We start from the raw sequence: 26,577 nt of genomic DNA, 5'->3' as shown, positions 1-26,577 counted from the left end.
GCAAAAATTGATTAACGACCCAGGCCGATCACCACATCGAACAGGGTGCTGGCGATCTGCATGACCTTGCCGCACGCCTGGTAGGACTGCTGGTAACGCAGCAGGTTGGCCGCCTCTTCATCGAGGTTGACGCCGGAGACGGCCTGCTGCTGGGTGCTGGTCTGCTGCAGCAAGGCCAGGCTGGCCAGGCCGCTAACCTGTACTTCGCGTGTCTTGTTGCCCACGAAACTGACGGTTTGCGCATACGAACCCTGGAACGTGGCATTGCCGCCATCGAGGATGTTCTTCGTCTGCAAGCCCGCCAGCAGCGCGGCGTTGCGGTTGTCGCCCACGCCACCCGAGTTCGGCGCAATGCTAAATTTATCGCCCTGCGCCGGCGTGCCCGTCATGCTGACGTTGATGCCGCCAAAGCTGAAGTTGTCGCCTTCCGCATACGGGATGCTCGCCGTGCCGGCCGGATAGGTCGTGGTGGCGCCATTCAAGCCCTTGACCGTCACCGCCTGGCCGGCCGGGAAACCCGTCAGCGAGGTGGTCGCCTTGTCGTAGGTCAAGGTCAGGGGACCCGTCAGGGCATTGCCCGGGGTCAGGTAGGCCTTGTCGACGGAGCCTGCACTGAGCTTGCCTGTGCCCGTATTGGCCACCGGCGCCGAGGTGGAGATGGGGGCGGCGGCGGCGATCTTGTTGCGGTCGGTGATCAGCACGGCAAGACCGGCCGCGCCATTCGCCGTCGGCTTGATGACGTAGTTGTCGCCTTGGGCGGCCGTGCCCGAGATCGAGAAATCGACGCCGTCGATGGTTTGCGGCGCCGTTTGCGGATATGGATTGATGATGGTGTGCGCACCGTCGGATTCGCGCGTCACCACATAGTTGCTGCCGTCGTATTTCAGGCTGTAATCGCTGGCCGTCAGCTTGGTGGGGTCGCTGACCTTGGCCGACAGCACGGTGGTGCTGCTGGCGTTGTTGCCGCGGTCCGCGCCGATCACGGGGTCGGGTATCTTGAAGAAGTCGCCGCCCATGGCGCCATTCAAGTCCTGCCCCAGCTTGTGCTGGTCGTTGAAGGTGCTGGCCAGCGCGATGGCCACCTTGCCCAGGGAGTTCTGGACATTGTCCAAGGTGCCGCTGCGGAAATCCAGCAAGCCACCCAGCGAGCCGCCGGTCAGGGAACTGTCCGGCAGCACGCTGACGGTACTGCCCATGACATAGCCGACCTCGATGCGGTTCGGATCCGTCCGCGAAGGCGTGGCCGCCAGCTCGAAGCTGCGGTCCGCCACCACCAGCGGCTGGCCCGCGCCGATGGAAATGGTGACGGTATTGTTGGCAGCGGGTTGCACCGTCGCCTTGACATATTTGTTCAATTCCGTAATCAGCTGGTCGCGCTGGTCCAGCAGATCGTTGGGCTGGTTGCTGGCATCGACCGACAACTGGGAAATCGACTTGTTCAACTCGGCGAGCTGCTTGGCATAGGTATTAATCACCGCCACATTCGACGTGATCTGCGAATTGACGCCGTCGCCAATCTCCGTCAGGCGCGCGCTCAAGCCCTGGAAACGGGAAGTGAGCGAGCCGGCGCTCGACAGCAACGCCTGGCGCGAGGCGACCGAAGACGGATTGGCGCTGAAGTCCTGCACGCCCTTGAAGAAGTCTTGCAGGGCCGGCGACAGGCCCGCCGTGGGGTCGGCCAGCAAGTTGTCGATCTGGCTGATCTGCGTGTAATAGCTATCGAGCGCGCTGGTGGCACTTTGCGCGGCATTGACCTGGGTGGCCATGAAGCTGTCGTACTGGCGCTTGATCTGCGACACTTCCGTGCCCGTGCCGACGAAGCCATAGCCGGCATAGTTCGACTGCGAAGTCTGCTGCAGCACCGTCTGGCGATTGTACCCGGGTACATTCGCATTGGTGATGTTATGCCCGGTCGTCGACAGGCCCACCTGCGCTGCAAGCAAACCGCTTTTACCGATGCTGAGTAGATTCGAAGTCATGGTGTCTTATTGGTTACCGTCAAATGTATTTACGGCAGCCGCGGCGAAAACTTGAAGCGCGCGGCTTGCACATGGGTACCGCAGGGTGTCAGCCGACCAGCGAATGCTTGATGATTTTTGTCAATTTGGCAGCGTAATTCGGGTCCGTCGCGTAGCCGGCCTTTTGCAAGCCCTGGGCGAACGTGCTGGCGTCGCCAGCGCTGGCCAGCACTTTCTCATAGCGTTTGTTGTTGGTAATCAACTGCGCATAATCCTTGAAGCTGTCCGCATAGCTGTCATAGGCGCGGAATTTTTCCACCTTGCGCTGCGCCTTGCCATTCACATATTCCGTGGTGACGGCTTCGGTGACCTTGCCCTTCCAGTCGCTGGACGCCTTGATGCCGAACAGATTGTGACTGCTGCTGCCGTCGCGGTTGATGATTTCGCGCTTGCCCCAGCCCGTCTCCAACGCCGCCTGGCCCAGCATGAACTTGGCCGGGATGCCGGTGGCGCGGCTGGCTTCTTCCGCATGCACGCCCAGCTTTTCCTGGAAGGCGCGCACATGCGGCGCCTGCGTGGCGTTGGCCTTGTCGCTCAGGGTCTTGCCGGCGCCGGTGGCGCTGCTCGGCCCCTCGGTGAGGGCGCCCTGCTGCTGGCGGAAGGCGGCCAGCGCCTGCGTCATGCTCGACGAGCGGGGCGACGGCGCCTCGGCGCCATCGGCAGCCAGCGCCTGGTTCGAGGACGACAGCTGGCGTATCAGCACGTCCGCCAGGCCCGTGCCCCGCTTGGCCAGGTTCTGGCTCGTCTGCTGGTCCAGCATCGAGGTGTACATCTTGCTTTGCTGGCTATCCATGATGCCGTCCTGCGGCGTGGCGTCGCGCATGCTTTTCATCATCATGTTGATGAACATGGCTTCGAATTGCGTGGCGGCCTCTTTCAGGGCGGCAGGGTCCTTCGCCTTGGCGGACTGGCGCAAGCCATCCATGCCCTTGACGTCATAGGCGGCGGTGTTGCTGAGGTCGGTTTGGCTGATCATGGCGTGCCCATCAAATGATTTCAAGTTCAGCGCGCAGCGAACCGGCTGCCTTCATCGCCTGCAAAATGGCCAGCAAGTCTTGCGGCGAGGCGCCGATGGCATTCAAGGCTTTCACCACGTCGGACAGCGAAGCGCCACCCTTGACCAGCATGACCTTGCCCGGTTCCTTTTTGATATCGATCTGTGCCGTCTGCGTGACCACCGTGCGTCCGCCCGACAAGGGTGCCGGCTGGCTCACTTGCGGCTCGACATTGATGGTGACGGACAGGTTGCCGTGCGAAATGGCGCACGTTTCCAGGGTCACGGACTGGTTCATCACCACCGAGCCGGTACGCGCATTCATGATGACCTTGGCCGCCAGGCGGGCCGGATTGACTTCGATGCTTTCCAGTTGGCCCAGGAAGGTCACGCGCTGGTCGCTGCCGCCCGGCGACTGTACCTGGATCACGCGCCCGTCCAGCGCGGCGGCCGTGCCGGCGCCGTAGCGGCTGTTGATGGCGTCGACCACCCGGCTGGCGGTGGCGAAATCGGTGGCATTCAATTCCAGGCGTATCGTGTTGTTGGCGCCCAGTACCGAAGGCACGCTGCGCTCGACGGTGGCGCCACCCGAGATGCGTCCCACGCTCAGGTGATTGATGACGACGGAACTGCCGGCCGCCTGCGCGCCCACGCCGCCCACCAGCACGTTGCCCTGCGCCATGCCATACACCTGGCCATCGGCGCCCTTCAATGGCGTCATCAATAACGTGCCGCCGCGCAAGCTTTTCGCATTGCCCATCGACGACACCGTCACGTCGAGCATTTGGCCCGGCTGGGCAAATGCGGGCAAGGACGTCGTCACCATCACGGCGGCCACGTTCTTCAATTGCAAGCTGGTGCCTTGCGGCAAGTTAATACCTTGCTGCTGCAGCATCGCCGCCACGCTCTGGATGGTAAATGGCGTTTGCGTGGTCTGGTCGCCGCTGCCGTCGAGGCCGACGACGAGACCATAGCCCATCAGCTGATTCTGGCGCACGCCGGCGATGCTGGCCAGGTCTTTCAGGCGTTCGGCCTGGGCCACGGGCGCCAGCAGGGCGGCTGCCAGGCCGCAGGCGAGCAAAAGGCGGGGGAAAGTAACAGTTGCCATGATCAGAACGGCAGCAGGCTGAGGAAGAAGCGCGACGCCATCGACGCCATTTCGGCGCGGTCGATCTGGCTGTTGGTGCGGTATTCGACGCGCGCATCGGCCACCTGGGTCGAGGCCACGACGTTGCCCGTGCCGATGGTATCCGGATTGACCATGCCCGAGAAACGGATGAATTCCGTGCCCTTGTTCATGGCGATCTGTTTTTCGCCGGCGACGATAAGATTTCCGTTTGGCAATACCTCAATCACCGTCACGCCGATCGTACCGTTAAAGGTGTTGCTGGCGGACTGGTTGTCGCCATCGGCAAACTTCGTTGCGCCGGTCGCCGCGACGCTGCCGCCCAGGCGACCCTGCGCGAAGCCGGGCGTGCTGAAGCCCACGCTGCCGGACTTGTTGCCGGAACTGGCGCCCGCCTTGACGGCATTCGTGCGCTCGGTGATGGCGATGATCATGGTGTCGCCCACGTGGCGTGCGCGACGGTCTTCGAAGGCGGGACGGTAGGTCGACGGCTGGTAGATGGAACCATTGCTGACGACCACCGGTTCCGGCATCGGCGCGCGCGTGGTGGTCGGGTATTGCACGATCGAGGTGGGCGTGATGGCGCAACCGGACAGCAGGACTGCGGACAACAGGACGGTGATGGGGTATTGCATGACAAACCTCCGCTGCCATCCGGCGGCGGATGGCATGACGACTATGAAAATTAAAGTTGCGACAATTTCTGCAGCATCTGGTCGGATGTGGTGATGGCCTTGCTGTTGATCTCGTAGGCGCGCTGCGTCTGGATCATGTTGACCATTTCCTCGGCCACGTTGACGTTCGAGGATTCGATATAGCCCTGCATCAACACGCCGGCGCCATTCGTGCCCGGGGTATTCGTCTGCGCCACGCCTGAGGCGCCCGTTTCCATGTACAGGTTTTCGCCCTTCGATTCCAGGCCGGCCGGATTGACGAAGGTGGTCAGCTGCAGGGAACCGATCTGCGATGGCGCAACGGTGTCGGGCAAGGTAACGGAAACGGTGCCGTCGCGCGCCACAGTCAGGCTCAGCGCATTCGTCGGCACGGTGATGGCAGGCTGGATGACGAAGCCTTCGGACGTGACGAGCTGGCCGTTGGCGTCTGTCTGGAAAGAGCCGTCGCGCGTGTAGGCGGTGGCACCGTCCGGCAGCAGCACCTGAAAGAAACCGGTGCCGTTGACCATCACGTCGCGCGAATTGCCCGACGCCTGGGGATTGCCCTGAGTATGGATGCGTTCGGTAGCCACGGTGCGTACGCCCGTACCGATCTGCAAGCCCGACGGCAGCTGGGTTTGCTGCGACGATTGCGCACCCGGCTGGCGCACATTTTGATACAGCAAGTCTTCAAACACGGCGCGCGACTTCTTGAAGCCGGTGGTGCTGACGTTGGCCAGGTTATTGGCGATCACGTCCATCTGCGTCTGCTGCGCTTCCAGGCCGGTCTTGGCTATCCAAAGGGAACGAATCATGTTTTTTCTCCAATAACAGCGCTAGTCAGCCCTGTAGACTATTTCTATGTGACCATTATGCGACCGGCTCTATCAATTCAAAGCGAGGATCTGGGTGGCTTTCGCCGCGTTATTCTCGGCATTCTTCAACAAGCTCATTTGTGTTTCGAACTGGCGCGCCAGGGCGATCATGCTGACCATGGAGTCGACGGGGCTGACATTGCTGCCTTCCAGCGCGCCCGTGGTCAGCTTGACGGCCTGGTCGGCTTGCGCCACCGTGCCATCCTTCAGGCGGAACAGGCCGTCGTCGCCGCGCACCAGTTGCTGCTCGGGCGGGTTGACCAGCTTGATGCGTCCCAGCACCGTCGATGGCCCCGGCGGCACATCGGTGGAAATCGTGCCCACCGTGCCATCGCTGGCGATCGCCACCGTCACGCCCGGCGGAATGGCCAGCGGGCCCGTGTCGCCCTGCACCATCAGACCCGATTGCGTCTGCAACATGCCGTTTTCATTCAGCTTGAAGGCGCCGTTGCGCGTATAGGCTTCGGAACCGTCGGCCGACTGCACCGCGATCCAGCCCCCGTTTTCCACGGCCACGTCGAGCGCGCGGCCCGTGTGCTGCATGGGACCTTGCGCAAAATCGGAACCGACCGTTGAATCGACGACGAAGGCGCGCGTCGGCATCATGCCATCGGCCACCACGGGCACGGCGCGAAACGAGTCGAGTTGGGCACGGAAACCCGTGCTGGTGGCGTTCGCCAGGTTATTCGCCGTGGTCGCCTGCCTGTCCAGGATGTGCTTGGCGCCCGAGCCGGCGGTGTAGATGAGACGGTCCATTTTTTCTTTCTCCCAAACCAACAATAAAATCGGGGGCATGCGCCCCCGGTCAACTTATTAGCGGAGGTTGACGAGTGTTTGCAGCACAGAATCCTGCGTCTTGATGGTCTGCGCATTCGCCTGGTAGGCGCGCTGGGCGGTGATCATGTTGACCAGTTCGGCCGTCAGGTCGACGTTCGACACTTCCACGGCCGAGGCGCGCAAGTCGCCCAGGCCGCCCGAGCTCGGCACTCCCGTCATGGGGCTGCCCGAGACCGAACTTTCCGCCCAGGCATTGTTGCCCAGCGGCTCGAGGCCATTCGGATTGGAAAACTTGGTCAATACCACCTGGCCCAGGTCGCGCGTCTTGCCATTGTTGTACTGGCCCTGGATCACGCCATCGGCCCCCACCACGAAACGGCTCAGCTGGCCGGCCGCATAACCATCGGCCACGGTGCGTTTTTCGCTGGTGGATGAGCTGAGCTGGGTGGAGTTGGTGAAGTCGACCTTGATCGCCAGGTTCGCGTTCGCGCCCGTGGCGGGGAAGACGGGCAGGTTGACCGTCACCGGCAAGGTTTGCGGCGGCGTCAGGGCCAGCATGGCGGCCTTGTCCAGGCTGCCGACGCTGTTGAACACCAGCGAAGCCGACTTCACGGCGGGCACCTCCGTCACCGAGGCGATATTGGCGTCGATCTGGTCTGGCGTCAGGCTGGAATTGACGCCATTGGGCACGGCGCTGCCATAGGTGGCGCTGATGGCGGCCAGCTGGGCGGGGCTGGCGCCGGCTGCCGCGGCGGCGGCGCTCACGGCGGCGCCGGCCACATTGCCGTAGGCAACGGCGGCAGCCGTGATATTCGCTGGTACCAGCGGCACGGCCGTGACGGCGGACTGGTAGGCGGCGCGCGCGGCCAGCGAGGCGGCATCGGTCTGCGCCGCCGCTGCTACTTTCGCGCTGGTAATTTCCTTGCCATCAGTGGCCGAATAGACATCCCAGGAATTGGTGCCCGTCTTGACATAGAAATTGGACATGGTGTGCGCATTGCCCAGCGAATCGAAGACCGGCACGGGGAATTGCTTGGTCCACGACTTTTGCTCGCCCACGGAGAACGGCACCACGGTCGGCATGGCCGAGTTGGAATCGAGGTTGACCTGGGTATCGACCTTGGTCGTCGCCTTCGGCGCCATGTCGGACGGGTCGATCTGCAGCGGCACGGTGGCGCCGGCCAGGATCTTGCCGTTCGCATCGGCCGGATAGCCCGTCAGCTGGGCTTTCTGGGCATTGATGATGAAGCCGCTCTTGTCGACCTGGAACTGGCCATTGCGCGAATACTGGATGGCGCCGTTCACGCTGGTGCGGAAGAAACCGCCGCCATTGATGGCGATGTCGAGCGGATTCGAGGAACTCTCCAGGTTACCCTGGTTGAACAGCTGCGCGACTTGCGACACGGCCACGCCGATGCCGGGCTGGTTGCCGCCCACGCCATACAGCGAGTTGGCATAGATGTCGGCGAACTGCGCCTGCGACTGCTTGAAACCCACGGTGGCCGAGTTGGCGATATTGTTGCCGATGACGTCCAGCGATTTGGCGGCGCCATTCAAGCCGCTCAGGCCTTGTTGGAAAGACATTGTGTTCTCCTGGTAGAAATTAGGGGTAGAGGGTCTACGCTACAAATGAGCGGCTTACAAAATCTGTTTCACATCGGCCATGGTGATGCTGCCCACGCCAGGCACATTCAATTTCACGCCACCCGCCCCCGTCGACACGCTGGCGACCGAACCGAACATCAGCGCCGCCGCATCCGTGAGCTTGGCGCCGCCGCGCGTCGCTTCCACCGAGAAGGTATAGGCGCCGTCGGCCAGCACGATCGGCTTGCCATCCTTGTCGAGGTCGGCGGTGGAGCCGTTCCAGCCCAGCGGCAAGGTACCCGCATCCTGCGGGCCCAGGTCGATGGAATGGACTTGCTGGCCCGTGTTGTTGTAAATGATGACCTTGACGCTGTCAGCCGGCGTCGCCAGGTCCACGCCCAGCAGGGCCGCGCTCTTGCTCAGCGTAATGTTCTTGCCAGTCGTCAACACGCCGTGGCCGATGATATTGGCCGCTTGCATGGATTCGGCCTGCTGATAGCTGGTCTTCAGCGTTTCCAGCGTGGTATTGAGCTTGTTGACGCCCGTCACCGTGGACAGCTGGGCCAGCTGGCTCGTCAGCTGCGCATTGTCCAGCGGGTTCATCGGATCCTGGTTTTGCAGCTGGGTCACCAGCAGGGTCAGGAATTTATTCGTTTCCTCCTCGACACTGCCTGCGGCGGCAGTCGTCTTCTTCGGATTCATCGTCGCCATCAGGTCGGTGACGGTGGCGGTGCTGGTATCGATGGTTGCCATAATAGTCAGTCAGCCTTATTGGCCGAGCGTAAGGGTTTTCAGGAGCAGCGCCTTGGCCGCGTTCATGGTTTCCACGTTGGTCTGGTAAGAGCGCGAAGCCGACAGCATGTTGACCATCTCATCGACCGTATTCACGTTGGGCATGGTGACGTAGCCCTTTTCGTCGGCCAGCGGGTTCTTCGGGTCGTACACCAGCTTCATCGGCGATGGGTCTTCGATCACCTTCTGCACCTTGACAGCCGTGGCGCCGTTGGCCATGGGGACGGCCTCGAACACCACCTGCTTGGCGCGGTAGGCTTCGCCCGTGGCGCTGGTGGCGCTGTCGGCATTGGCCAGGTTGCTGGCCACCGTGTTCAAACGCTGCGCCTGGGCGCTCATGGCCGAACCGGAGACATTGAAGATATTAAATAGCGACATGATTATTGTCCTCCCTGGATGGCCGTCAACATGCCCTTGATCTGCGAGTTGAGGAAGGTCACGGCCGCCTCGTAGCGGATGGCGTTGTCGGCAAAGGCGTTGCGTTCGAGATCCATATCCACCGTATTGCCGTCGACGGCGCCCTGGGCCGGCGCGCGGTACAGCAGCGGCGTGCCGTCGGCCAGGGTCTCGACCTTGCCGCCCGTGCTGCCACCGGTGGCGGCCACGCCCTTGCCGGGAAGATGCTGCGGCGCCGTGCCCTTCAGGGCCGGCTGCACGCCATCCTTGCGCGCCATCGCACCCTTCAGCGCGCTGGCGAAATCGACATCGCGCGCCTTGTAGTTGGGCGTATCGGCATTGGCGATATTCGAGGCGAGCAATTCCTGGCGCGTCGAGCGCAGGCTCAGCGCCGTCTCGTTGAAGCGCATGTAATCGTCGAGTTTCCCTATCATGTCAGGCTCCGGAAAGATCTGCCACTGGCGCCTGAGATGGCGGAAGGATGGCGGTATAGTGATGACAGGAAACATAGTACGGCGCCCGACGGCAAGGCCATCGCCGGATCAGACCGTACTTTTACCCCTTAATCGGCGCTTCGATCAGGGCGGCGCGCACTATCATGGCAGTATTCCAGAGGCCTATCACCATGAAAACACCGCTCGCACTCCTTCTCGCTCTTGCCGCCCTGCCACTGCTGGCACAGGCGCAAAATGCCGGCCGGCAGACGCCGGAAGCGCTGCGCAACAACGTGGAACAATTCCTGCAGGTGCAAAGCAAGGGCTTGCCGGGCAAGGTGACGATCAGCGTCGGCGCCGTCGATCCGCGCCTGAACCTGGCCGCTTGCCCCGCGCCGCAAGCATTCATGGCGCCGGGCGCCCGCGCCTGGGGCAAGACCACCGTGGGCGTGCGCTGCACGGCGCCCAGCAACTGGACCATCTATTTGCAGGCCAACGTGGCCGTCGTGGGCGACTACGTGGCCAGCGCCGTGCCGCTGGCGCAAGGGCAAGCCATCGACGCCAGCCAGCTGGTGACGATGCAGGGCGACCTGGCCGCATTGCCGGCAGGCATCGCCACCGACATGGCCCAGGTGGTGGGCGCCAGCACGAATATTTCCTTGCCACCAGGCACGCCGATGCGCCTCGACACCCTGCGCCGCAAGCCGGTAGTGATGCAGGGCCAGCTCGTGCGGGTCGTTTCCAGTGGCAACGGTTTCCAGGTGGCATCGGAAGGACGCGCCATCGGCAGCGCCGGCGATGGCCAGACGGTGCAGGTACGCACGCAGAGCGGCCAGCAGATCAGCGGCGTGGCGCGCGCAGGCGGCATGGTGGAGGTCGCCTTTTAAACACGGATGGACAGCGATATTGTGGTCTGGCGCACTAAAGTTTCGGCAAAAGGTGCCGATAATGACACATATCCCGGAGTTTTTTGACTTCGACCAGACGAGGATCACGCTGTGAAAATTACCGACAACACCATTAAAAGCAACCCCGGCCTGCCGGTGGCGCCCGCGAGCACCTCCGGCGCCCGGAATGCCGAGAAAGCCCAGGCAACACCGACGACGTCGGACAATGTACGCCTGTCGCCGCAAGGACAGGCATTAGCGGCCAGTGCAACTGCCGGCAGCGGCGCCGTGTTCGACACGAAAAAAGTCGAACGCATCAAGTTGGCGATCGCCGACGGCCAGTTCCAGGTCAACTCTGAAAAAGTAGCGGACGGTCTCCTCGACACAGTCAAGGACTTGCTGCACTCACGAAATAGATAGGTTCCCTCATGCAATCAGTGACTCCTTTTTCCAGCCTGCGCGACGAGCAACAGCTCATGACCACATTGCTGGCATTGATGAAAGAAGAACAACGTCATCTGGTTGCCGCTGACATCGATGCAATCACGGAGCTCACGGCGCGCAAGACGGCACTCGTCGGACAATTGAGCCAGCTGGCGGCGCAACGCCACCAGGCGCTGGCGGCAGCCGGTTTTACGGCCGCCGAGGCGGGCATGGAAGACTGGCTGGTCGGCGCCACCGAGGCCGAAGCGGCATCCCTGTGGAAAGCCCTGCTCGAAACCACGCGCGAAGCCAAGGAACAAAACCGGCTGAACAGCCTGCTGATCAACAAGCACATGCTGCACACGCAAGGCGCCCTGAACGCCATGCGCCCCACGGCCCAGAGCGGCAATTTCTACGGCCCCAGCGGCCAACCGACGACGAACACGACCAGCCGGCGCGTCGTCATCGGCTAACAGCCTTGATTCGACGCTTATCCCAACAAATCGGGAAATACGAGCGACCCGCACAGTATTAATCCATTGCTGCACGCATGCGCCGTGGCCGCCGCCACATAAGCGGGCGCCAGGCCCAGGCTGCGCGCCGCCAGGTAGCTGGCTGCGAAGATACCTCCGGCAATCAAAGTCATGCTGGCATGCAAAATGCCGGAGCCGCCCATGACATGCAAGAGGGAAAACAGTATCGCGCTGGCCAGCAGGCTATAGCTGGCACGCACCTTGTAGCGGAGCAACACTTCAAGCGGCAGCCACTGCCCGATGACCGTTTCAAACAACGGCGCCCAGACGACGACTGTCCAGAATATCCGAGCCGTGCCGGCGCCTTCCAGCGATGATGACGCGGAGCCGCCCAGTTGCTGCGGCGAGAACAAGGCCAGGGCTGCTAACAGCAGCAGCATGGCAATGAGAGAATTGATGGCGCCCGCGCACAAGCCCAGGCGCATGGCGCCCCGCATGGGGCGCTTGGCCATGCTCGCCCGCAGCGCAGCCAGGTTGACAGCCAGTCGTGGCACCGGCAAGTTGGTCGCTTTCAACATCCGTATATTGCTCCTCATGGCGCATCCTGCCCACACGGGCAAGTCTACGGCCATCATAGCCCGGCACAGCCATGTGAAACTACGTCAATTGTTGCAGCATACAGCTCAGCGCACTTCAGCCATGCGCGGGTCGCCCCGTGTGCTGGCGATACTTCGCCGCGATGGCTTGCGCCTTGGCGCGGGCGGTGGCCTGCTGCTCCGGCGTCAGCTCGTTTTGCAGCCAGTGCCAGTATTCATCCTGATAGGGATTGGTGACGCCGGGCGCCAGGATATCGTCGTAGACGAGACGCAGGGCCAGCAGGTAGCCATACGCTTGCGGCGCATCCTTCTGCACCACCTCGCCATCGCGCAGATACGCCATCATCAGGGTAGCCACGCTGGTGAGTTCCGCCTCGTCCGCCTGCACCGTCAGTTGGGCGATGGCTTGCCGCTTCCAGGCCTGCACCAGGGGATCGTCGGGACGGTTGCGCAGCGCGCTGCGGTCGCCGAACGGTCCTTCCGACAGGAACAGGGTGGCGGCGCCCGGCACGCCCGCCTTCGCGGCAGTGGCCAGATAGCCCAGGCGGTCGTCGCGCTGGCGCTGCGTCAGGTCCGCGCACAGCTGCTGCTGGGCGGCTTTTTCTTGCACCGTCATCTCGCGTCCCAGCTCGAATTCCATCCCTGGCATGCGGCTTTCGCGTTGGAAAACGATGCAGTCGTCGATCAGGTTGAAGGCCGCATACGCATCTTCCGCCCTGCCGCTGGCGCCCAGGCGTTCGAGCCGCTGCGCCAGGGACACGACAACGGGCGCCTGGGCACCAGGTCCGAAGGCGTCGACAGAAAAATACGCTTCCAGGCTGCGTCCCGGTGGGGCGCTGGCGGCAGCGATAGCCACAGCATCCCGCGCGCCGCCGTCGGAAGCGGGCCAGTACGCCAGTACCAGCGCAGCCGCGATGGCAGCGGCGATGGCGATGCCGGTAAGTTTGATATTCATCATGAAGTGGCGCGCCTGGACTGGAATCGCACGTTACCACAGGCACGCGGCACAGTCCCGCACGCACGCGAGCCGACTAGCCGCCGGCCTTTTTCGCCTGATGGCCCAGCTTGGCCAGCGCGGCCAGGATGGTATCCACGTGGTCGCCCTGCACTTCGATCACGCCATCCTTGACCGTGCCGCCCGAGCCGCACTGCGTGCGCAGCTGCTTGCCCAGCAAGGCCAGCGCGATGGCGTCCAGCGCCAGACCTTTCACCACGGTGACGCTCTTGCCGCCACGCCCCTTGGTCTGGCGCGACACGCGCACCACGCCGTCGCCTGCAGGCGCCGCCTTGGCTTGCGCCTTGCACGCGCATTGCGCCAGCGGCTGGCGGCAGGCGGGGCACATGCGGCCCGTTTCGGTGGAATACACAAGAGCGCCCAGGGAACTGCTTTTCATGATCGAGAGATAAAAAGGGAGAAGGCGCGATTGTAGCAAGCAATGCTGGGGTCTGAGCCCGCTAGTCAGGTGCCGGTGCGACGGGGGCCATCGGCACTTCCGTCACCGTTTCCGGGATGCCCGACAAAATCGTCACCGCGACCCTGCGATTGCGCGCGCGCCCTTCCGGCGTGGCGTTCGGTGCCACGGGGATGTTGTCGGCATGGCCCACGGCCGTCAGGCGCGAGGCTTGCACGCCGCTGGCGATGAACAGGCGCACCACGGCGCTGGCGCGCGCGGCCGACAATTCCCAGTTCGAGGCAAAGGTCGAATTGCTGATCGGCTGCACATCCGTATGCCCTTCCACCTGCACGTCGTGCGTATCATCCTTGAGCAGCACGGCCACGGCTCGCAAGGCCTGGTCCGACTCCATCGTCAAGCCTGCGGCGCCCGGGTCGAACAGCACGCTGGCATTGATTTCCACGCTCACGCCGCGGCTCGTCTGCGTGACCCGCACCTTGCCTTCCTTGACCAGCGGCGCCAGGGTGGACGTGAGGTCCTGCGCCAGGCGCGTCATGTGTTCGCGCTCGCGGCGGATGGCTTCCGTGCGGCGTTTCAGGGCGGGGTTCGGCAGCGGGATCGCCTGCGGCGCTTCCATGATGATGGGTGGCGCGCCCTTTTCCAGGCTGAAGGCCTGGCCGATGGCGCTCTGGAAGACGCGGTACTTGCCCTCGTTGACTTGCGAAATCGCATACATGACGACGAAAAAGGCGAACAGCAAGGTGATGAAGTCGGCGTACGAGATCAGCCAGCGGTCCTGGTTGTCCGGTTCCTCGTCACACTTCCTGCGCGCGCGCCGCATCATGGTCAGTGCTCGTTCAGCAGGCTGGCCACGCGCTCTTCGATGATGCGCGTGTGATCGCCCGTGGCGATGTCGTACAGCACGGCGGCCGTGATTTCATACTGCAGCACGCGGCGCGAGACGATGGCCTTGAGCTTATTCGCCACCGGCAGGAACAGCAGATTGGCCAGCCCCACGCCATAAATCGTCGAGACAAAGGCGACGGCGATGCCGCTACCCAATTTACTCGGATCGGTGAGGTTTTCCATCACATGTATCAGGCCCAGCACGGCGCCCAAAATACCGATGGTGGGCGAATAGCCAGCCGCCGATTCCCACACCTTGACGGCCTGGCGCTCGGCCATTTCGTAGGCGGAGATTTCCACGTCGAGCAGCTGGCGCAGCTTGTCGGGGGCGATGCCGTCGACGATCATGCGCAAGCCCTTGGCATTGAAGCGGTCGGCCGTGTTTTCCATCAGGCGCTCGAGCGCCAGCGGGCCGTCACGGCGCGCCGTCAAGCTCCATTGCCCGATGTCGCGCGCCAGCGCGGCGCGCGTGTCGGCCGGCGGCAGGAAAACCCAGCGCAGCATTTCCAGGCCGCGCACGAAGGTGCGCAGCCGCGTTTGCAGCAGCACGGCGCCGAAGGTGCCAATGACCACGATGGCAAAGGCGGCCGGCTGCAACAGGGAGGCCATCTTGCCGCCTTCCAGTGCCTGGCCGACCAGCAGGCCCGCCAGCGCCAGCGCCAGCCCGATTACGCTGGACCAGTCCACGCCTGCTCCCTCAAGGTTGCGCGCAGGCGCGCGACGGCCTGGGTATGCAGCTGCGAGACGCGCGATTCGGAGACGCCCATCACCGCGCCGATCTCCTTCAGGTTCAGCTCTTCTTCGTAATACAGGCCCATGAGTATTTTCTCGCGTGGCGGCAGCGCGTCGATGGCATCGATCACGGATTGCCGGAAATCGGTATCGAGCAGGGATCGCAAGGGGTCGCTGTTCTCGTCCACGCAATGGCGGTCGAGGAAGCTGTCATTGCCATCCGGGTCATGAAAGTCTTCGTAGTACAGCAACTGGTGGCCGCCGCCGTCGCCCAGCATTTCCTGGTAGTCGGGCAGCGACATTTTCAGCAATTTCGCCACTTCCGACTCCGTCGGTGGGTGGCCAAGGCGCTGCTGCAGGGTGCTCATCGCCTCTTCGATCTTGCGCATGTTCTGGCGCATGCTGCGCGGCAGCCAGTCGCTGGTGCGCAATTCGTCGAGCATGGCGCCGCGGATGCGCAGCACGGCATACGTCTCGAACTGCGCGCCATGCGTCTCTTCATAGCGGGTAATGGCGTCGAGCAGGCCGATCATGCCGGCCTGGATCAGGTCATCGACCTCGACCGAAGGCGGCAATTTCGCCTTCATATGGTGCGCCAGACGCTTCACCAGCGGAATGTGCTCCGTCAGCAAATAGTCCTTGTTCGATTTCCCTTTGACCGTGTACATAGGCTGCTTATTGTTTTAACTGCTATCGTGTGCTGATGATGGAATCAGGCGCTGAATTGGTGCAAGCTCCCCGTCTGGTACAAGGTGCCACCGAGCACCGGCGCCGCCGAACGGGCCAGCCGCTCGGCCAGTCCGCGAAACGCCACCGAGGCCCCCGCCAGCGGAAAGGCATCGACCACGCTACGGCCCAGACGCGCCGCGCGGTGCAGATACTCATCGGCAGGCACCGACCCCATCGAGGTCAGTTTCACGGCCAGGTAGCGGCTCGCCGCTTGCGCCATATTATCGTATACCACTTTTGCCTCGGATTCGGAAGCGCCAGTGACCAGAATGCCAAACGGACGGCGTCCCAGTTCCTGGCTCAGGCGCTTGATCAGGCAGTACGCGGCCTTGATCGAGGTGGCGCTGGTCGACACTTGCACCACGATGTCGGACGAGGCCATCAGCGGTACGGGGAAGCAATCGCCCGCGTCGGCCACGACGCCGTCGACCAGCACGATGCCGCTCTGGCGCGCCAGCACTTCAAAAGTCTTGCCCAGGCGGCGCAGTTCTTCCTCGCCCGCATAGTCCATGCTGTCCATCAGATAGTTGCGCGTGCCCAGGCTGGCCAGGCCAAAGCCTTGCGGCACCTGGTGGATAACCTGGTTCAAGGCGCACTGCTGGCGCGCCACGTCGCGCAGGCTGGCACCGTGCGCCAGTCCCAGGCGGGCAGCCACGCCATCGCTGCCGCCGCTGGCGTCGAGCAGCAGCACGTCATTGCCGCCGTAGGCCAGCGAGGCGCCCAGGTTGACCAGCATGGCGCCCTTGTCATCCTGCGGCGTGGCCGAGAGGAACGTCATGACGCGCGGCTGCGGGCCGGCCAGCATGCGGCGCAAGCCTTCGGCCTGGTCGAAATCGAAATTAGCCAAGGTGCACCCCGCGCGCTTCATTGTTGCGGGCAGCCGCCTGCGCCATCAGCAGCGGCAGTTCGGCATCGGAAAACTGCGTCGCCGCCGCATCGCGCTTGAGCTTGAAGGCGCGGTCGATCAGATAGCCGCGGTCGGCCAGGTACAGGTCTTCCGGCACGCGCTGGCCGTTCGACACATAAAACAGGTTCAGCTTCTGGCGGATCACCACGTCAAGCACATTGCCGATCGAGGCCGCCTCATCGAGCTTGGTCATGATGCAGCCGGCCAGGCCGCTGCCCTGGTAGGCGCGCACCACTTCGTTCAAGGTTTCCTGCGTCGCCGTGGAATTCAGGCACAGCAAACGTTTCACATCGGCGCCGGCGCCCGACAGCATGGCCACCTGTTCCGTGACCATCTGGTCGCGCTGGCTCACGCCCACCGTATCGATCAGCACCGTATGCTTGTTTTTCAATTCTTTCAGGGCGATGCGCAAGTCCGCTTCATCCTTCACCGAATGCACCATCACGCCGAGGATCTTGCCGTAAATGCGCAGCTGTTCATGCGCGCCGATACGGTAGGCATCGGTGGTGATCAGGGCCAGCTTTTCCGGGCCATGGCGCATCACGCAGCGGGCCGCCAGCTTGGCCGTGCTGGTGGTCTTGCCGACACCGGTCGGACCCACCAGGGCAAACACGCCGCCCTGCTCCAGCATGGCGTCTTCATTGGCCACAGTATTCAGATTACGGCTGAGGACGGTCTTGATCCAGCGCATGCTTTGCGCGCCATCGAGGCCGGCGGGCAGCTTGTCGATCAGGTAGCGCGCCAGGCTGGCCGAAAAACCGGCGGCCAGCATTTCGCGCAGCACCACGGCTTTTTGCGGCTCGCGCTGCTGCGTCGAACCCCATGAGATTTCCGCCAACTGGGTTTCCATCATGCCACGCATGGCGCGGATTTCATTCATCATGCCGCTCATCTCGGCGGCGGCATTCTCTTTGACGTGCGCCAGCGCGCTGGCCATCATCTGCTGCATGCGGGCCATGTCCACTGGCTCGGAAGTAGCCTGACGCGGCGCGGCCGGGCGTGGCGCAGCCGGGCGCTGGGCCGGGGCGGCCTGACGCTGCGGCGTGGCGAACTGGGTCTGCAACTGGGGACGGGGCTGGGCCATTTCGGACGCGGCCGGCGGCGAGGCCAGCGAAGCGGCATCGTCATTGGCCAGCGCGAGGATTTCCACCACGCCATCGGCCTGGCGATTCGACAGGATCACGGCATCAGGGCCCAGCGCTTCGCGTACCTTGCGCAGCGCATCGCGCGACGAGGCGCCCGTAAATTTCTTCACATTCATGACCGGCCTCCCAAGGCGGGGGTGGCGCAATATTGGCTGAACTGTGTGACCATCGTCGACTCCTGTTGCTTGGGTGCTGTCTTCCTCATGGACACAGATCACCCGGACAGTTTCCATTATTAGCGATGCCTGGAGGAAACGATCGAAGGAACAGGACGGGAAAGTACCCGTTATTCAGTTTGCCAGCAGGAAATTGATGTTTATTTTGACCAAAAGCAAGGGCTGGGGTCAGACCCCGATGCTAATGAAGATAACTATTGCGCGCCCACCAGCGCCGTGACGCGAATGGTCTTGGTTTCCGGCACTTCCGCATGCGACAGCACTTTCAGCTGCGGCAAAGCGCGGCGCAGGAAGCGCGACAGCAAGGCACGCAGCGGCGCCGGCACCAGCAGCACCGGCGTCAGCCCCAGCGCTTCCTGTTGCTGGGCAGCCAGGCCTGCCTGGTGCGCGATGGTATCGGCCAGGCCCGGCTCGATGCCGGCGCCGTCGCCGCCGTTGCCCATGGCTTGCATCAGCAGACGTTCCAGGCGGCTGTCCAGGGTCATCACGGACAGTTCGGCCGCGCCGGGGAACAATTGCTGCACGATGGCGCGACCCAAGGAAACGCGCACCAGCGCCGTCAGGTCGTTCGGGTCTTGCGTATTGACCGTATGCTCGGCCAGGGTCTCGATGATGGTGCGCATGTCGCGGATATGCACGCCCTCGGCCAGCAGGTTCTGCAGCACCTTCTGCAGGGTCGACAGCGACAGCATCTTCGGCACCAGGTCTTCCACCAGACGCGGCGCATCCTTGCCCAGGTGATCGAGCAGCGACTGCACTTCCGCGCGTCCCAGCAGTTCGGAAGCGTGCGAGGTAATCAGATGATTCAGGTGCGTGGCCACCACGGTGCCCGCATCGACGACCGTGTAGCCCATCGATTGCGCCTGGTCGCGCAAGCTGGCGTCGATCCAGGTGGCGGGCAAGCCGAACGCGGGGTCGCTGGTGGCCAGGCCCGGCAAGGTGCCGCTGGCCATGCCCGGATTAATCGCCAGGAACTGCCCGTTGAACGCTTCGCCCACGCCCACTTCCACGCCCTTGAGGGTGATGCGGTAGGCGGACGGTTTCAACTCCAGGTTGTCGCGGATATGCACGGGCGGCGCCAGAAAGCCCACTTCCTGGGCAAATTTCTTGCGGATGCCCTTGATGCGCTTGAGCAATTCGCCGCCCTGCGTCTTGTCGACCAGGGGAATCAAACGATAGCCCACTTCCAGGCCCAGGGTGTCGACGGGCATGATGTCTTGCCAGCTGGCTTCTTCCTGTTCGGGCGCCACGGTGGCTTGCGGCACTTCGGCCGGCTGTTCGGCCGCCGCTTTTTCCTGCCTGCGTTTCTTGCTGATCAGATAGGCGGAGCCAGCCAGCAGCGAGGCCAGCAGGAGGAAGACCATATTCGGCATGCCGGGAATCAAGCCCATGCCGCCGATGATGCCGGCGGTGATGTACAGCACTTGCGGCTTGGCGAACAGCTGGCCCACCAGCTGCGTGCCGATGTCCTGATCGCTGGCCACGCGCGAGACGACGATACCGGCCGCCGTGGAAATGATCAGCGAAGGAATCTGCGCTACCAGGCCGTCACCGATGGCCAGCAAGGTGTAGTTTTTGAGTGCGTCGGCAAAGCCCATGTCATGCTGCAGCAAGCCCACCAGCAAGCCGCCGATGATATTGATGACGGTGACCATGATGCCGGCGATGGCGTCGCCGCGCACGTATTTGCTGGCACCGTCCATGGCGCCATAGAATTCCGCTTCCTGCGCCACTTCCGTGCGGCGGCGGCGCGCTTCGTCTTCGCCGATCAGGCCCGCGTTCAGGTCGGCATCGATGGCCATCTGTTTACCGGGCATGGCATCCAGCGCGAAGCGGGCGCCCACCTCGGCGATACGGCCCGCACCCTTGGTCACCACGGTAAAGTTGATGATCGTCAAAATGATGAACACCACGATACCGACCGTGTAATTACCGCCGATCAGAAAGTGACCGAACGCCTCGATCACTTTACCGGCCGCGTCGGCGCCCGTATGGCCTTCCGTCAGCACCACGCGCGTGGACGCCACGTTCAGCGACAGGCGCAGCATGGTCGACACCAGCAGGATGGTCGGGAACGCCATGAAGTCGAGCGGCTTGACCGTGTACAGCGCCGTCAGCAACACGATGATGGACAGCGCGATATTGAAACTGAAGAAAATATCGAGGATGAAAGCCGGCAACGGCAGCACCATCATCGCCAGCAGCATGATGATGATGATAGGCGCGGCGATGCCTTTGCTGGCGTTGCTGCTCATTCCGCTGAGCCAGGCTGGCAATCTCAGGCCGTTCATGGTGTACCTCCTTTATTCTTGTCTGCTGCGGCTTTGCTCTGCGATGCGGGGTCGAGCGGATCGAGCTCCGGCGGCACGTCGAGTTTTTTCGGCTTGTCGGGCCGCTGGCCGTGGCCACTGCTGTAACTGCGCAGCTGGAACACATACGCCAGCACTTCGGCCACGGCGCCATATAGCGCCGCAGGAATCTCGTCGCCGATGTCCGTGTGCTTGTACAGCGCACGCGCCAGGGCCGGTGCTTCCAGGATGGCGACCTGATGTTCGCCCGCCAGTTCGCGGATCTTCGCCGCCACCTCGTCGATGCCCTTGGCCACCACCTGCGGCGCGCCGCGCGAATTCTCGCCATACTTCAAGGCCACCGCGTAGTGGGTAGGATTGGTCACCACCACGTCGGCTGTCGGTACGTCGGCCATCATGCGGCGGCGTGACATTTCATGCTGCATCTGGCGTATCTTCGCCTTGATCTGCGGATTGCCATCCGACTCCTTCGATTCCTGCTTGACTTCCTGCAAGGACATTTTCATCTTGTTGGCGTAGTGCCACATCTGGTAGGGACCGTCGATGGCGGCGATCAGGCCCAGCGCGCCCACGATCATCAGAAAGGCCGTGATCAGCAGGCTGATCAGATGAGCCGAACCGGCGCGCAAGGATTCGACCGACAGGCCCAGCACGGCGTCTTTCTGATGTTGCATCACCATCCAGGCGACGACGCCGACGACGATGGTCTTGGCGACAGCCTTGAGCAATTCCACCAGCGCATTCTTCGAAAACATATTGCCCAGGCCGCGAATCGGGTTGAGCTTGCCAAAATTGGGGGTAAAGGCCTTGGAACTGAACAGCCAGCCGCCCACCAGCACGGGCGAAGCGAGGGCGACGAGCATGATGGCCAGCGCGTACGGCAGGCAAGTCAGCAAGACCGAGCCCACGTCGTAGCCGATGCGCAACATCATCGCGTCGGGATGGAGGATCTGCTCCCGGTCCAGGGTCAGGCCGGAGACCATGACGGCCGTCAGCCGCCGCACGATGGCGTCGCCGGCAAACCACAGGCAGCAGCCGGACGCCATCAGCACCGTAAACGTGGCCACTTCACGCGATCGCGGAACGTCGCCTTCCTCACGCGCCTGCTCGAGGCGCTTCGGTGACGCGGCTTCGGTCTTTTCTGCGTCGCTGTCTTCCGACATCAATCAACTCCGGTGAAGTCCTGCAGCCCGATTAGGCGCAATACGGACTGGGCATGACGCATTATCGGTTCAATTACCGCAACGCCATCAAGGGAAAAGGAGGGCAATTGCCCTGCATTTCCCTTTGCCTATCAGAAACTTAACGGGACTTGCGCGCTTCGGCTTGCTTTACCGTCTGTTCAATGGCGCCAAACAGGGATTTACCGTCATCAGCCAGCATGTCCAATCGAACAACATCGCCAAACAGCAGGAACGGCGTGCTGGCGACGCCATCGGCGATCATCTCCTGGTTACGTCGCTCAACGATACTGGAAAACCCCTTCTTGACTTCCTTGTTGGCGACGCCGCCCGCGCTGACCACGCTGCCGGCGCGCACGTTGCGCGTCTGGCACAAGTGGGCGAGCAATTGCGGGTAATTGAAGGCCATGTCGGCGCCCGCGTGGGGCTGGCCCGTCAATTTGCCGTTCAGGCTGCAACGCAGGGCGTAATGCACCTTGCCGCCGCGCCAGGCGTCGCCCAGTTCGTCGGGCGTGACGGCCACGGGCGAGCAAGCCATGGCCGGTTTCGCTTGCAGGAAGCCGTAGCCACTGGCCTGCTCGTCGGGCACCAGGCTGCGCAGGGTAATGTCGTTGACCAGCATCAAGAGCTTGATGTTCAGGTGCGCCTGGTCCGGCGTCGAGCCCATGGCCATGTCGTCCGTGATGGCGGCGATGCCCGCTTCGTAATCGATGCCCCACTGCTCATGTGCCAAGGTGATGTCGTCGTGGGCGCCGAGGAAATCGTCGCTGGCGCCCTGGTACAGGCGCGGCGCCTCGCGCAAGTTGGCGGGCGCCTGCAGGCCAGCGGCCTTGCAGGCGCGCTCGATTTGCTGCAGGTACGAGGCGCCAGCCACGCGCAGGCTGCTGCGCGGCAAGGGTGCCATGCAGTTCGCCGTATCGAAGTCGAAGGCGCGATGACCGCGGCCACTATTGATGGTCTGGTACAGCAAGTCCAGCTGGGGCGCGATGAAACTCCAGTCGTCGAGCGCCTTTTGCAGGGTCGAGGCGATGCCATCGGCCAGGTGGGCGGTTTTCAGGTCGCGCGAGACGACAGCCAGCTGGCCGTCGCGCGTGCCATCCTTCAGGGTAGCTAATTTCATGTGCGGGAAACTTCGTCAAATGCAGGCAATGGAGGCTAAAGACGCCAAAAAGCCGGGAAGTCCCCGGCTTTGGCGCTCAGCAAGAGGTTCAGGCCAGCAATGCCAGCTGTTCAGGCGTGAGGTAGCACCACTCGCCTTCGGCAATGCCCAGCGACTCCAGCGTCAGGCTGCCGATGGCGGAACGGTGCAGCGCGCTGCAATGGTTGCCGGCGGCAGCCAGCATGCGCTTGACCTGGTGGTATTTGCCTTGCTCGAGCACGATTTCCAGCTGGAATTCTCCGCGCTGAATGCAAACCAGGGCGGCCAGTGGGGCCGCTTCGTCGTGCAATTGCACGCCAGCCAATAGCTGCGCCACCAGTTCATCGGTCACGGCTTCTTGCGTCGTGGCCTGGTAAATCTTTGGAACGTGACGCTTCGGCGACGATTGTGCATGGATAAATGGCCCATCGTCGGACATCAACAGCATGCCGGTCGTATCGTGGTCGAGCCGGCCGACGGGCTGGACTTCGCGCCAGGTGAACTGTTCCGGCAGCAGGGTCAGCACGCCTGGGTGATGGCTGGGCTTGCGCGAGCATTCGAAGTTGGCGGGCTTGTTCAGCGCCAGGTACAGGTGCGCGCGGACCACCCACTCTTCTTCGAAAACGTGCAGCACCAAGCCTTCGGTCTCGACGGTGGTGCGGTAATTGGTCTGGGTGACGCCATCGATGACGACATCGCCATCCTCGATGAGGGAACGACAATATTTACGGGTGCCAAAACCCTGCGATTGCAGGATGCGGTCTAGGGATAATTTACTCATGGGCGTGACTTTACCAGAAGCGGCTGGCAGCGTGAAGCGGCGGCGCGCGCCGGCAGCAGCTGGCGGTGGAGCGTGCGCCAGCCTTGCGCATGCATAGATATGCCGAAGCACAAGGTGAGATTTCGATATAAATGGCCAATTCCTTTGAGATATATCAAGCGCTCGAAATATCGCATTGATAGACTGAAACTTCGTTAGGAATCCGCCTAATGTACTTTAGGAATTGTGGCAGTCGCCACCCATCATAAGGACATCGTATGAAGCATATCGATACCATCGCCTTACAAGGCAGCATCGCCGACATGCGCAAGCGCATCGCTGTGGAACAGGCGGCCATGCACAAGGTCAGACTCGGCGTGGCGCGCTGGCGCAACGCCCCTGCGCCGCAGGATGCGGACGCGCCGCCAGCGCCATCCCGCCAGACGCGTTGGCATGCTGAGGCGCAATGCCATTTCATGTGCTGGCTGGAACAGGGCGGCTTTGCCCAGGCGGATGCGGATGCGGCAGTCGACAAGGAGAGCGCACCCGCCATGATGGACACGCCGCCAGATAGCCGCAACAGCAGCACAGCAACGGCGCCGGCCCGGCAAGCTGCCATCCCACCCCTGCCCGCACACTGTAACGGCTGTGCCGCCTGAGCGCGCCGTCCTCAAACCAGCCATGCCCTGCCCCCGCATGCCTATATTACCCCCCAGACACGCAGTCACCGCCCGCGCCGCCAGCACACCCAGCGATAACGACGCACAAAAGGAAACGGCGGCATTGCGCCGCCGTTCCCAAGCCCCAACGGGACTTTTGTGAGGAATGTAAATTCACTCAAAACCACATCTGCGATGCGGCGAGTAGTTCCAAGACTTACCAATCAAGTTAGTACTGACAACATAGTTGATATATCGCCCCTCCTTGAAAAGAACTACGCTTTCACTATAGTCCAAGCAGCCCCTTTTTCAAGTCAATTTACCACCTTATTGAAAATCATTCTCGACTGACTTGCCTGCCTGCCAAGAGTGATATCCTCAACGCAATGCCGGTTGTGACTGCTGCACGGCCGCCTTCATGGCGCCGGCGCCCATGGCGGCGCCAAACTTCTTCAGCACCCGTTCCGGCAAGCCTTCATGTTGCGTGTAGTCGACGATGTCTTCCGCCTTGACGACGTCGCGCGCCACGCTGTCGACCGTGCCGAAATCGTCGGCCAGACCCATTTCCACGGCTTTCGCGCCCGTCCAGTACAGGCCGGAGAAGGTATCGGCCGTTTCCTTCAGACGCTTGCCCCGTCCCGCACGCACCACCTCGATGAATTGCTGGTGAATTTCATTGAGCATGCCTTGCGCATACGCCTTGTGTTTTTCGCTCAAGGGGCTGAACGGGTCCATGAAGCCCTTGTTTTCGCCCGCCGTCAGCAAACGGCGCTCGACGCCGACCTTTTCCATCACGCCCGTAAAACCGAAGCCATCCATCAGCACGCCGATGGAACCGACCACGCTGGCCTTGTTGACGTAGATGCGGTCGGCGGCGGCGGCGATGTAATAGCCGCCCGAGGCGCACATTTCATCGACCACCACATACAAGGGCTTGTCAGGATAGCCCTTGCGCAGGCGCTGCATCTCGTCGACGATCATGCCGGCCTGCACGGGACTGCCGCCCGGACTATTAATGTGCAGCACCACGGCCACGGAACCGGCATCGGAAAATGCCTTGTCCAGCGCGGGGATGACGACGGCGGCCGAGCCGCTGCCTTCGGACTCAATGCTGCCGCTGATGTCGATCAGGGCCGTGTGGCGCCCCAGGGTCTCGCTGTCGTCGGCCGTGTTGTAGTCATAAAACACCCACAGGGCGAACAGCACGATCAGCAGGCTGAACACCTTGAAAAAGATGCTCCAGCGGCGGTGCGCGCGTTGCTCTTGCAAAGTGGCAAATACCAGCTTTTCCAGCACGTCGCGCTCCCAGCTCCCCGCAGGGGCGCCGTGGCCGGCGGCTGGCGCGCTGCTGTCCAGCTTGTCGTTCGTGTTATCGCTCATGGTTCACTTTGTTTAAATTGCAATAATGCCTGTACCCGGCATCAGGCCGGCAGCGGCTGGACATACTCATCGGCTTGCCAGTACAGCTGGCCATCGCGCTCGCTCACTGGAATCGGGCGCAAGCGGCCACCCTTGCAGGGACCGCCCGCGCACAGGCCGCTCTCCGGCACATAGATGGCGCCATGCGTCGAACACATCAGGTATAAGCCGCTGGACTCGAAAAACTCGCCCTCGGCCCAGTCCAGTTCGATCGGTACGTGGGCGCAGCGGTTCAGGTAGCCATATGCCTTGCCGCCGCGGCGCACGACAAAGCCGGTGGTCGCTTCGCCACCGGCCGAGACGGGAAAACGCACGCCCTTGCCGCCATCGGCCACCGCATCGGCGGCACAAATGAATACGTAGCCAACATCGCTCATCATGCGTGCTCGCTCAGCCATTGGTGCAGATCGGCCACCGTGGCGGCCGAATACAGGGGATTACAAGCCTGCAACTGCTCCACCGGATGCGCCCCATACTCTACGGCAATACCGGCCGCGCCTGCATTGCTTGCCATCAACAAATCATGACTGGTGTCGCCGATCATCACGGTGCGGCGCATATCCTGCCCCAGTTCGCGCGTCAGCTCCTGCAGCATGGCCGGATGGGGCTTGGAAAACGTTTCATCAGCGCAGCGCGTCGCATCGAACAGCGACAGCAGCTTGACGGCATTCAGCGAACGGTTCAGGCCGACACGGCTCTTGCCCGTGGCGACGGCCAGAAAGTACGCTTGCTGCGAGAGTTCCTGCAGCATTTCCTGCACACCGGGAAACAGGGTCAGCTCATGGTCGCGCGACAGATAGTGATAGCGATAGCGTTCCGCCATGCGCGCATGGTATTTCGGCTCGACATCGGGCATCACCAGCTGCATGGCTTCCTGCAAGCCCAGGCCGATCACATGCGAGGCCAGCAACTCGGTGGGAATTGGCAAGCCCAGGTCTTTCGCCGACGCCTGGATGCACTTGACGATGGTCGAGGTACTGTCTATCAGGGTACCGTCCCAATCGAAGACGATCAGATCAAATTGCTTTCTTGCCATGTTTCCCGACGGCAAAGCCGCCGGCTCCTTGAGAATGAATGATGGCGACTGACTACCT

General features: G+C 62.7%; 29 protein-coding genes. 4 read left to right on the top strand and 25 right to left on the bottom strand.

All coding sequences use genetic code 11. The features are described 5' to 3' along the window. Positions 1-11: 11 nt before the first annotated feature. The 10 genes from flgK to flgB all read right to left on the bottom strand — a co-directional run bounded on the left by flgK (position 12) and on the right by flgB (position 9,649). Complete coding sequence (flgK, locus tag CSZ94_RS02245; RefSeq protein ID WP_102120013.1) at positions 12-1,979, bottom strand: flagellar hook-associated protein FlgK; 1,968 nt, start codon at positions 1,977-1,979, stop codon at positions 12-14. A gap of 88 nt (positions 1,980-2,067) precedes the next feature. Further along, on the bottom strand, positions 2,068-2,994 hold the full coding sequence (gene flgJ / locus CSZ94_RS02240; RefSeq protein WP_102120012.1) for a flagellar assembly peptidoglycan hydrolase FlgJ: 927 nt from the start codon (positions 2,992-2,994) through the stop codon (positions 2,068-2,070). Positions 2,995-3,004: 10 nt separating this feature from the next. Next, positions 3,005-4,120, bottom strand: a complete 1,116-nt coding sequence (locus CSZ94_RS02235) for a flagellar basal body P-ring protein FlgI (RefSeq protein WP_102120011.1) — start codon at positions 4,118-4,120, stop codon at positions 3,005-3,007. Between the two features lie 2 nt (positions 4,121-4,122). Beyond that, complete coding sequence (locus tag CSZ94_RS02230; RefSeq protein ID WP_102120010.1) at positions 4,123-4,773, bottom strand: flagellar basal body L-ring protein FlgH; 651 nt, start codon at positions 4,771-4,773, stop codon at positions 4,123-4,125. Positions 4,774-4,823: 50 nt separating this feature from the next. Continuing rightward, positions 4,824-5,606 carry a flagellar basal-body rod protein FlgG gene (gene flgG, locus CSZ94_RS02225; protein WP_102120009.1) on the bottom strand — a complete coding sequence of 261 codons (783 nt, stop codon included), beginning with the start codon at positions 5,604-5,606 and terminating at the stop codon, positions 4,824-4,826. A gap of 72 nt (positions 5,607-5,678) precedes the next feature. Continuing rightward, entirely contained in the window at positions 5,679-6,422 is a 744-nt protein-coding gene (locus tag CSZ94_RS02220; RefSeq protein WP_102120008.1) for a flagellar basal body rod protein FlgF, read from the bottom strand. A gap of 57 nt (positions 6,423-6,479) precedes the next feature. Next, positions 6,480-8,027, bottom strand: coding sequence for a flagellar hook protein FlgE (locus CSZ94_RS02215; RefSeq protein WP_102120007.1), 1,548 nt, complete (start codon positions 8,025-8,027; stop codon positions 6,480-6,482). A gap of 54 nt (positions 8,028-8,081) precedes the next feature. Then, positions 8,082-8,780, bottom strand: coding sequence for a flagellar hook assembly protein FlgD (locus CSZ94_RS02210; RefSeq protein WP_102120006.1), 699 nt, complete (start codon positions 8,778-8,780; stop codon positions 8,082-8,084). 15 nt (positions 8,781-8,795) lie between these two features. Continuing rightward, the gene (gene flgC, locus CSZ94_RS02205) at positions 8,796-9,197 is read right to left on the bottom strand and encodes a flagellar basal body rod protein FlgC (RefSeq protein WP_102120005.1); all 402 of its coding nucleotides are present in this window, start codon (positions 9,195-9,197) and stop codon (positions 8,796-8,798) included. A 2-nt stretch (positions 9,198-9,199) separates the two neighbouring features. Beyond that, positions 9,200-9,649 carry a flagellar basal body rod protein FlgB gene (gene flgB / locus CSZ94_RS02200; RefSeq protein WP_102120004.1) on the bottom strand — a complete coding sequence of 150 codons (450 nt, stop codon included), beginning with the start codon at positions 9,647-9,649 and terminating at the stop codon, positions 9,200-9,202. Positions 9,650-9,840: 191 nt separating this feature from the next. On the opposite strand from flgB, the gene flgA reads away from it, so the two are divergent. The 3 genes from flgA (at position 9,841) to CSZ94_RS02185 (ending at position 11,432) form a co-directional block, all read left to right on the top strand. Next, entirely contained in the window at positions 9,841-10,536 is a 696-nt protein-coding gene (flgA, locus tag CSZ94_RS02195; RefSeq protein ID WP_102120003.1) for a flagellar basal body P-ring formation chaperone FlgA, read from the top strand. Positions 10,537-10,647: 111 nt separating this feature from the next. Next, a complete protein-coding gene (gene flgM, locus CSZ94_RS02190) occupies positions 10,648-10,956 on the top strand; it encodes a flagellar biosynthesis anti-sigma factor FlgM (RefSeq protein WP_034787161.1) in 309 nt (102 codons plus the stop codon). Between the two features lie 8 nt (positions 10,957-10,964). Beyond that, the gene (locus CSZ94_RS02185; RefSeq protein ID WP_102120002.1) at positions 10,965-11,432 is read left to right on the top strand and encodes a flagella synthesis protein FlgN; all 468 of its coding nucleotides are present in this window, start codon (positions 10,965-10,967) and stop codon (positions 11,430-11,432) included. A gap of 17 nt (positions 11,433-11,449) precedes the next feature. Here CSZ94_RS02185 and CSZ94_RS02180 read toward each other — a convergent pair whose 3' ends face one another. The 12 genes from CSZ94_RS02180 to CSZ94_RS02125 form a co-directional block, all read right to left on the bottom strand. Further along, on the bottom strand, positions 11,450-12,028 hold the full coding sequence (locus tag CSZ94_RS02180; protein WP_146009717.1) for a CPBP family glutamic-type intramembrane protease: 579 nt from the start codon (positions 12,026-12,028) through the stop codon (positions 11,450-11,452). Between the two features lie 97 nt (positions 12,029-12,125). Further along, positions 12,126-12,986 (bottom strand): hypothetical protein, encoded by an 861-nt coding sequence (locus CSZ94_RS02175; protein WP_102120000.1) that lies wholly within the window; start codon positions 12,984-12,986, stop codon positions 12,126-12,128. Between the two features lie 73 nt (positions 12,987-13,059). Beyond that, positions 13,060-13,422 carry a translation initiation factor Sui1 gene (locus CSZ94_RS02170; RefSeq protein WP_102119999.1) on the bottom strand — a complete coding sequence of 121 codons (363 nt, stop codon included), beginning with the start codon at positions 13,420-13,422 and terminating at the stop codon, positions 13,060-13,062. Between the two features lie 61 nt (positions 13,423-13,483). Further along, entirely contained in the window at positions 13,484-14,263 is a 780-nt protein-coding gene (motD, locus tag CSZ94_RS02165; protein ID WP_102120076.1) for a flagellar motor protein MotD, read from the bottom strand. Between the two features lie 5 nt (positions 14,264-14,268). Continuing rightward, positions 14,269-15,015 (bottom strand): flagellar motor protein, encoded by a 747-nt coding sequence (locus tag CSZ94_RS02160; RefSeq protein ID WP_102119998.1) that lies wholly within the window; start codon positions 15,013-15,015, stop codon positions 14,269-14,271. After that, complete coding sequence (locus CSZ94_RS02155; RefSeq protein WP_102119997.1) at positions 14,997-15,728, bottom strand: RNA polymerase sigma factor FliA; 732 nt, start codon at positions 15,726-15,728, stop codon at positions 14,997-14,999. The genes CSZ94_RS02160 and CSZ94_RS02155 overlap by 19 nt, the downstream gene beginning before the upstream one ends. A 44-nt stretch (positions 15,729-15,772) precedes the next feature. Continuing rightward, the gene (locus tag CSZ94_RS02150) at positions 15,773-16,636 is read right to left on the bottom strand and encodes a MinD/ParA family ATP-binding protein (protein WP_102120075.1); all 864 of its coding nucleotides are present in this window, start codon (positions 16,634-16,636) and stop codon (positions 15,773-15,775) included. Beyond that, a complete protein-coding gene (flhF, locus tag CSZ94_RS02145) occupies positions 16,629-17,957 on the bottom strand; it encodes a flagellar biosynthesis protein FlhF (RefSeq protein ID WP_102119996.1) in 1,329 nt (442 codons plus the stop codon). The genes CSZ94_RS02150 and flhF overlap by 8 nt, the downstream gene beginning before the upstream one ends. Before the next feature lie 254 nt (positions 17,958-18,211). Then, positions 18,212-20,308 carry a flagellar biosynthesis protein FlhA gene (flhA, locus tag CSZ94_RS02140; protein WP_102119995.1) on the bottom strand — a complete coding sequence of 699 codons (2,097 nt, stop codon included), beginning with the start codon at positions 20,306-20,308 and terminating at the stop codon, positions 18,212-18,214. Further along, positions 20,305-21,489: a flagellar biosynthesis protein FlhB gene (gene flhB / locus CSZ94_RS02135; RefSeq protein ID WP_102119994.1), complete on the bottom strand. Its 1,185-nt coding sequence runs from the start codon at positions 21,487-21,489 to the stop codon at positions 20,305-20,307. The genes flhA and flhB overlap by 4 nt, the downstream gene beginning before the upstream one ends. Positions 21,490-21,628: 139 nt before the next feature. After that, a complete protein-coding gene (locus CSZ94_RS02130) occupies positions 21,629-22,627 on the bottom strand; it encodes a fumarylacetoacetate hydrolase family protein (RefSeq protein ID WP_102119993.1) in 999 nt (332 codons plus the stop codon). A gap of 88 nt (positions 22,628-22,715) precedes the next feature. Next, positions 22,716-23,426 carry a pseudouridine synthase gene (locus CSZ94_RS02125; RefSeq protein WP_102119992.1) on the bottom strand — a complete coding sequence of 237 codons (711 nt, stop codon included), beginning with the start codon at positions 23,424-23,426 and terminating at the stop codon, positions 22,716-22,718. A gap of 257 nt (positions 23,427-23,683) precedes the next feature. On the opposite strand from CSZ94_RS02125, the gene CSZ94_RS02120 reads away from it, so the two are divergent. Further along, a complete protein-coding gene (locus CSZ94_RS02120) occupies positions 23,684-24,064 on the top strand; it encodes a hypothetical protein (RefSeq protein ID WP_102119991.1) in 381 nt (126 codons plus the stop codon). Between the two features lie 378 nt (positions 24,065-24,442). Here CSZ94_RS02120 and CSZ94_RS02115 read toward each other — a convergent pair whose 3' ends face one another. The 3 genes from CSZ94_RS02115 to CSZ94_RS02105 are packed head-to-tail and all read right to left on the bottom strand — an operon-like array spanning position 24,443 to position 26,519. Then, on the bottom strand, positions 24,443-25,444 hold the full coding sequence (locus CSZ94_RS02115) for a S49 family peptidase (protein ID WP_102119990.1): 1,002 nt from the start codon (positions 25,442-25,444) through the stop codon (positions 24,443-24,445). Between the two features lie 41 nt (positions 25,445-25,485). Beyond that, on the bottom strand, positions 25,486-25,863 hold the full coding sequence (locus CSZ94_RS02110; protein ID WP_102119989.1) for a Rieske (2Fe-2S) protein: 378 nt from the start codon (positions 25,861-25,863) through the stop codon (positions 25,486-25,488). Continuing rightward, positions 25,860-26,519 carry an HAD-IIIA family hydrolase gene (locus tag CSZ94_RS02105; RefSeq protein WP_096237515.1) on the bottom strand — a complete coding sequence of 220 codons (660 nt, stop codon included), beginning with the start codon at positions 26,517-26,519 and terminating at the stop codon, positions 25,860-25,862. The genes CSZ94_RS02110 and CSZ94_RS02105 overlap by 4 nt, the downstream gene beginning before the upstream one ends. Positions 26,520-26,577 lie beyond the last annotated feature (58 nt).

This window comes from Janthinobacterium sp. ROICE36, from assembly GCF_002869965.1.
Classification (GTDB): domain Bacteria; phylum Pseudomonadota; class Gammaproteobacteria; order Burkholderiales; family Burkholderiaceae_D; genus Janthinobacterium.
Note: the sequence above shows the minus strand (reverse complement) of the source record. Positions and strands in the feature narration are given on the sequence as shown.

Excerpts from the sequence above, each read along its gene's own strand:
- CSZ94_RS02235 (WP_102120011.1), bottom strand. The coding sequence starts at position 4,120 with ATGGCAACTGTTACTTTCCCCCGCCTTTTGCTCGCCTGCGGCCTGGCA.
- flhF (WP_102119996.1), bottom strand. The coding sequence starts at position 17,957 with ATGAATGTGAAGAAATTTACGGGCGCCTCGTCGCGCGATGCGCTGCGC.
- CSZ94_RS02180 (WP_146009717.1), bottom strand. The coding sequence starts at position 12,028 with ATGAGGAGCAATATACGGATGTTGAAAGCGACCAACTTGCCGGTGCCA.
- flgG (WP_102120009.1), bottom strand. The coding sequence starts at position 5,606 with ATGATTCGTTCCCTTTGGATAGCCAAGACCGGCCTGGAAGCGCAGCAG.
- CSZ94_RS02185 (WP_102120002.1), top strand. The coding sequence starts at position 10,965 with ATGCAATCAGTGACTCCTTTTTCCAGCCTGCGCGACGAGCAACAGCTC.
- CSZ94_RS02170 (WP_102119999.1), bottom strand. The coding sequence starts at position 13,422 with ATGAAAAGCAGTTCCCTGGGCGCTCTTGTGTATTCCACCGAAACGGGC.
- CSZ94_RS02175 (WP_102120000.1), bottom strand. The coding sequence starts at position 12,986 with ATGATGAATATCAAACTTACCGGCATCGCCATCGCCGCTGCCATCGCG.
- CSZ94_RS02230 (WP_102120010.1), bottom strand. The coding sequence starts at position 4,773 with ATGCAATACCCCATCACCGTCCTGTTGTCCGCAGTCCTGCTGTCCGGT.
- flgJ (WP_102120012.1), bottom strand. The coding sequence starts at position 2,994 with ATGATCAGCCAAACCGACCTCAGCAACACCGCCGCCTATGACGTCAAG.
- flhA (WP_102119995.1), bottom strand. The coding sequence starts at position 20,308 with ATGAACGGCCTGAGATTGCCAGCCTGGCTCAGCGGAATGAGCAGCAAC.
- CSZ94_RS02155 (WP_102119997.1), bottom strand. The coding sequence starts at position 15,728 with ATGTACACGGTCAAAGGGAAATCGAACAAGGACTATTTGCTGACGGAG.
- CSZ94_RS02120 (WP_102119991.1), top strand. The coding sequence starts at position 23,684 with ATGAAGCATATCGATACCATCGCCTTACAAGGCAGCATCGCCGACATG.
- CSZ94_RS02220 (WP_102120008.1), bottom strand. The coding sequence starts at position 6,422 with ATGGACCGTCTCATCTACACCGCCGGCTCGGGCGCCAAGCACATCCTG.
- CSZ94_RS02130 (WP_102119993.1), bottom strand. The coding sequence starts at position 22,627 with ATGAAATTAGCTACCCTGAAGGATGGCACGCGCGACGGCCAGCTGGCT.
- CSZ94_RS02110 (WP_102119989.1), bottom strand. The coding sequence starts at position 25,863 with ATGATGAGCGATGTTGGCTACGTATTCATTTGTGCCGCCGATGCGGTG.
- flhB (WP_102119994.1), bottom strand. The coding sequence starts at position 21,489 with ATGTCGGAAGACAGCGACGCAGAAAAGACCGAAGCCGCGTCACCGAAG.
- CSZ94_RS02215 (WP_102120007.1), bottom strand. The coding sequence starts at position 8,027 with ATGTCTTTCCAACAAGGCCTGAGCGGCTTGAATGGCGCCGCCAAATCG.
- motD (WP_102120076.1), bottom strand. The coding sequence starts at position 14,263 with ATGCGGCGCGCGCGCAGGAAGTGTGACGAGGAACCGGACAACCAGGAC.
- CSZ94_RS02115 (WP_102119990.1), bottom strand. The coding sequence starts at position 25,444 with ATGAGCGATAACACGAACGACAAGCTGGACAGCAGCGCGCCAGCCGCC.
- CSZ94_RS02105 (WP_096237515.1), bottom strand. The coding sequence starts at position 26,519 with ATGGCAAGAAAGCAATTTGATCTGATCGTCTTCGATTGGGACGGTACC.
- flgC (WP_102120005.1), bottom strand. The coding sequence starts at position 9,197 with ATGTCGCTATTTAATATCTTCAATGTCTCCGGTTCGGCCATGAGCGCC.
- CSZ94_RS02125 (WP_102119992.1), bottom strand. The coding sequence starts at position 23,426 with ATGAGTAAATTATCCCTAGACCGCATCCTGCAATCGCAGGGTTTTGGC.
- CSZ94_RS02210 (WP_102120006.1), bottom strand. The coding sequence starts at position 8,780 with ATGGCAACCATCGATACCAGCACCGCCACCGTCACCGACCTGATGGCG.
- flgB (WP_102120004.1), bottom strand. The coding sequence starts at position 9,649 with ATGATAGGGAAACTCGACGATTACATGCGCTTCAACGAGACGGCGCTG.
- flgA (WP_102120003.1), top strand. The coding sequence starts at position 9,841 with ATGAAAACACCGCTCGCACTCCTTCTCGCTCTTGCCGCCCTGCCACTG.
- flgK (WP_102120013.1), bottom strand. The coding sequence starts at position 1,979 with ATGACTTCGAATCTACTCAGCATCGGTAAAAGCGGTTTGCTTGCAGCG.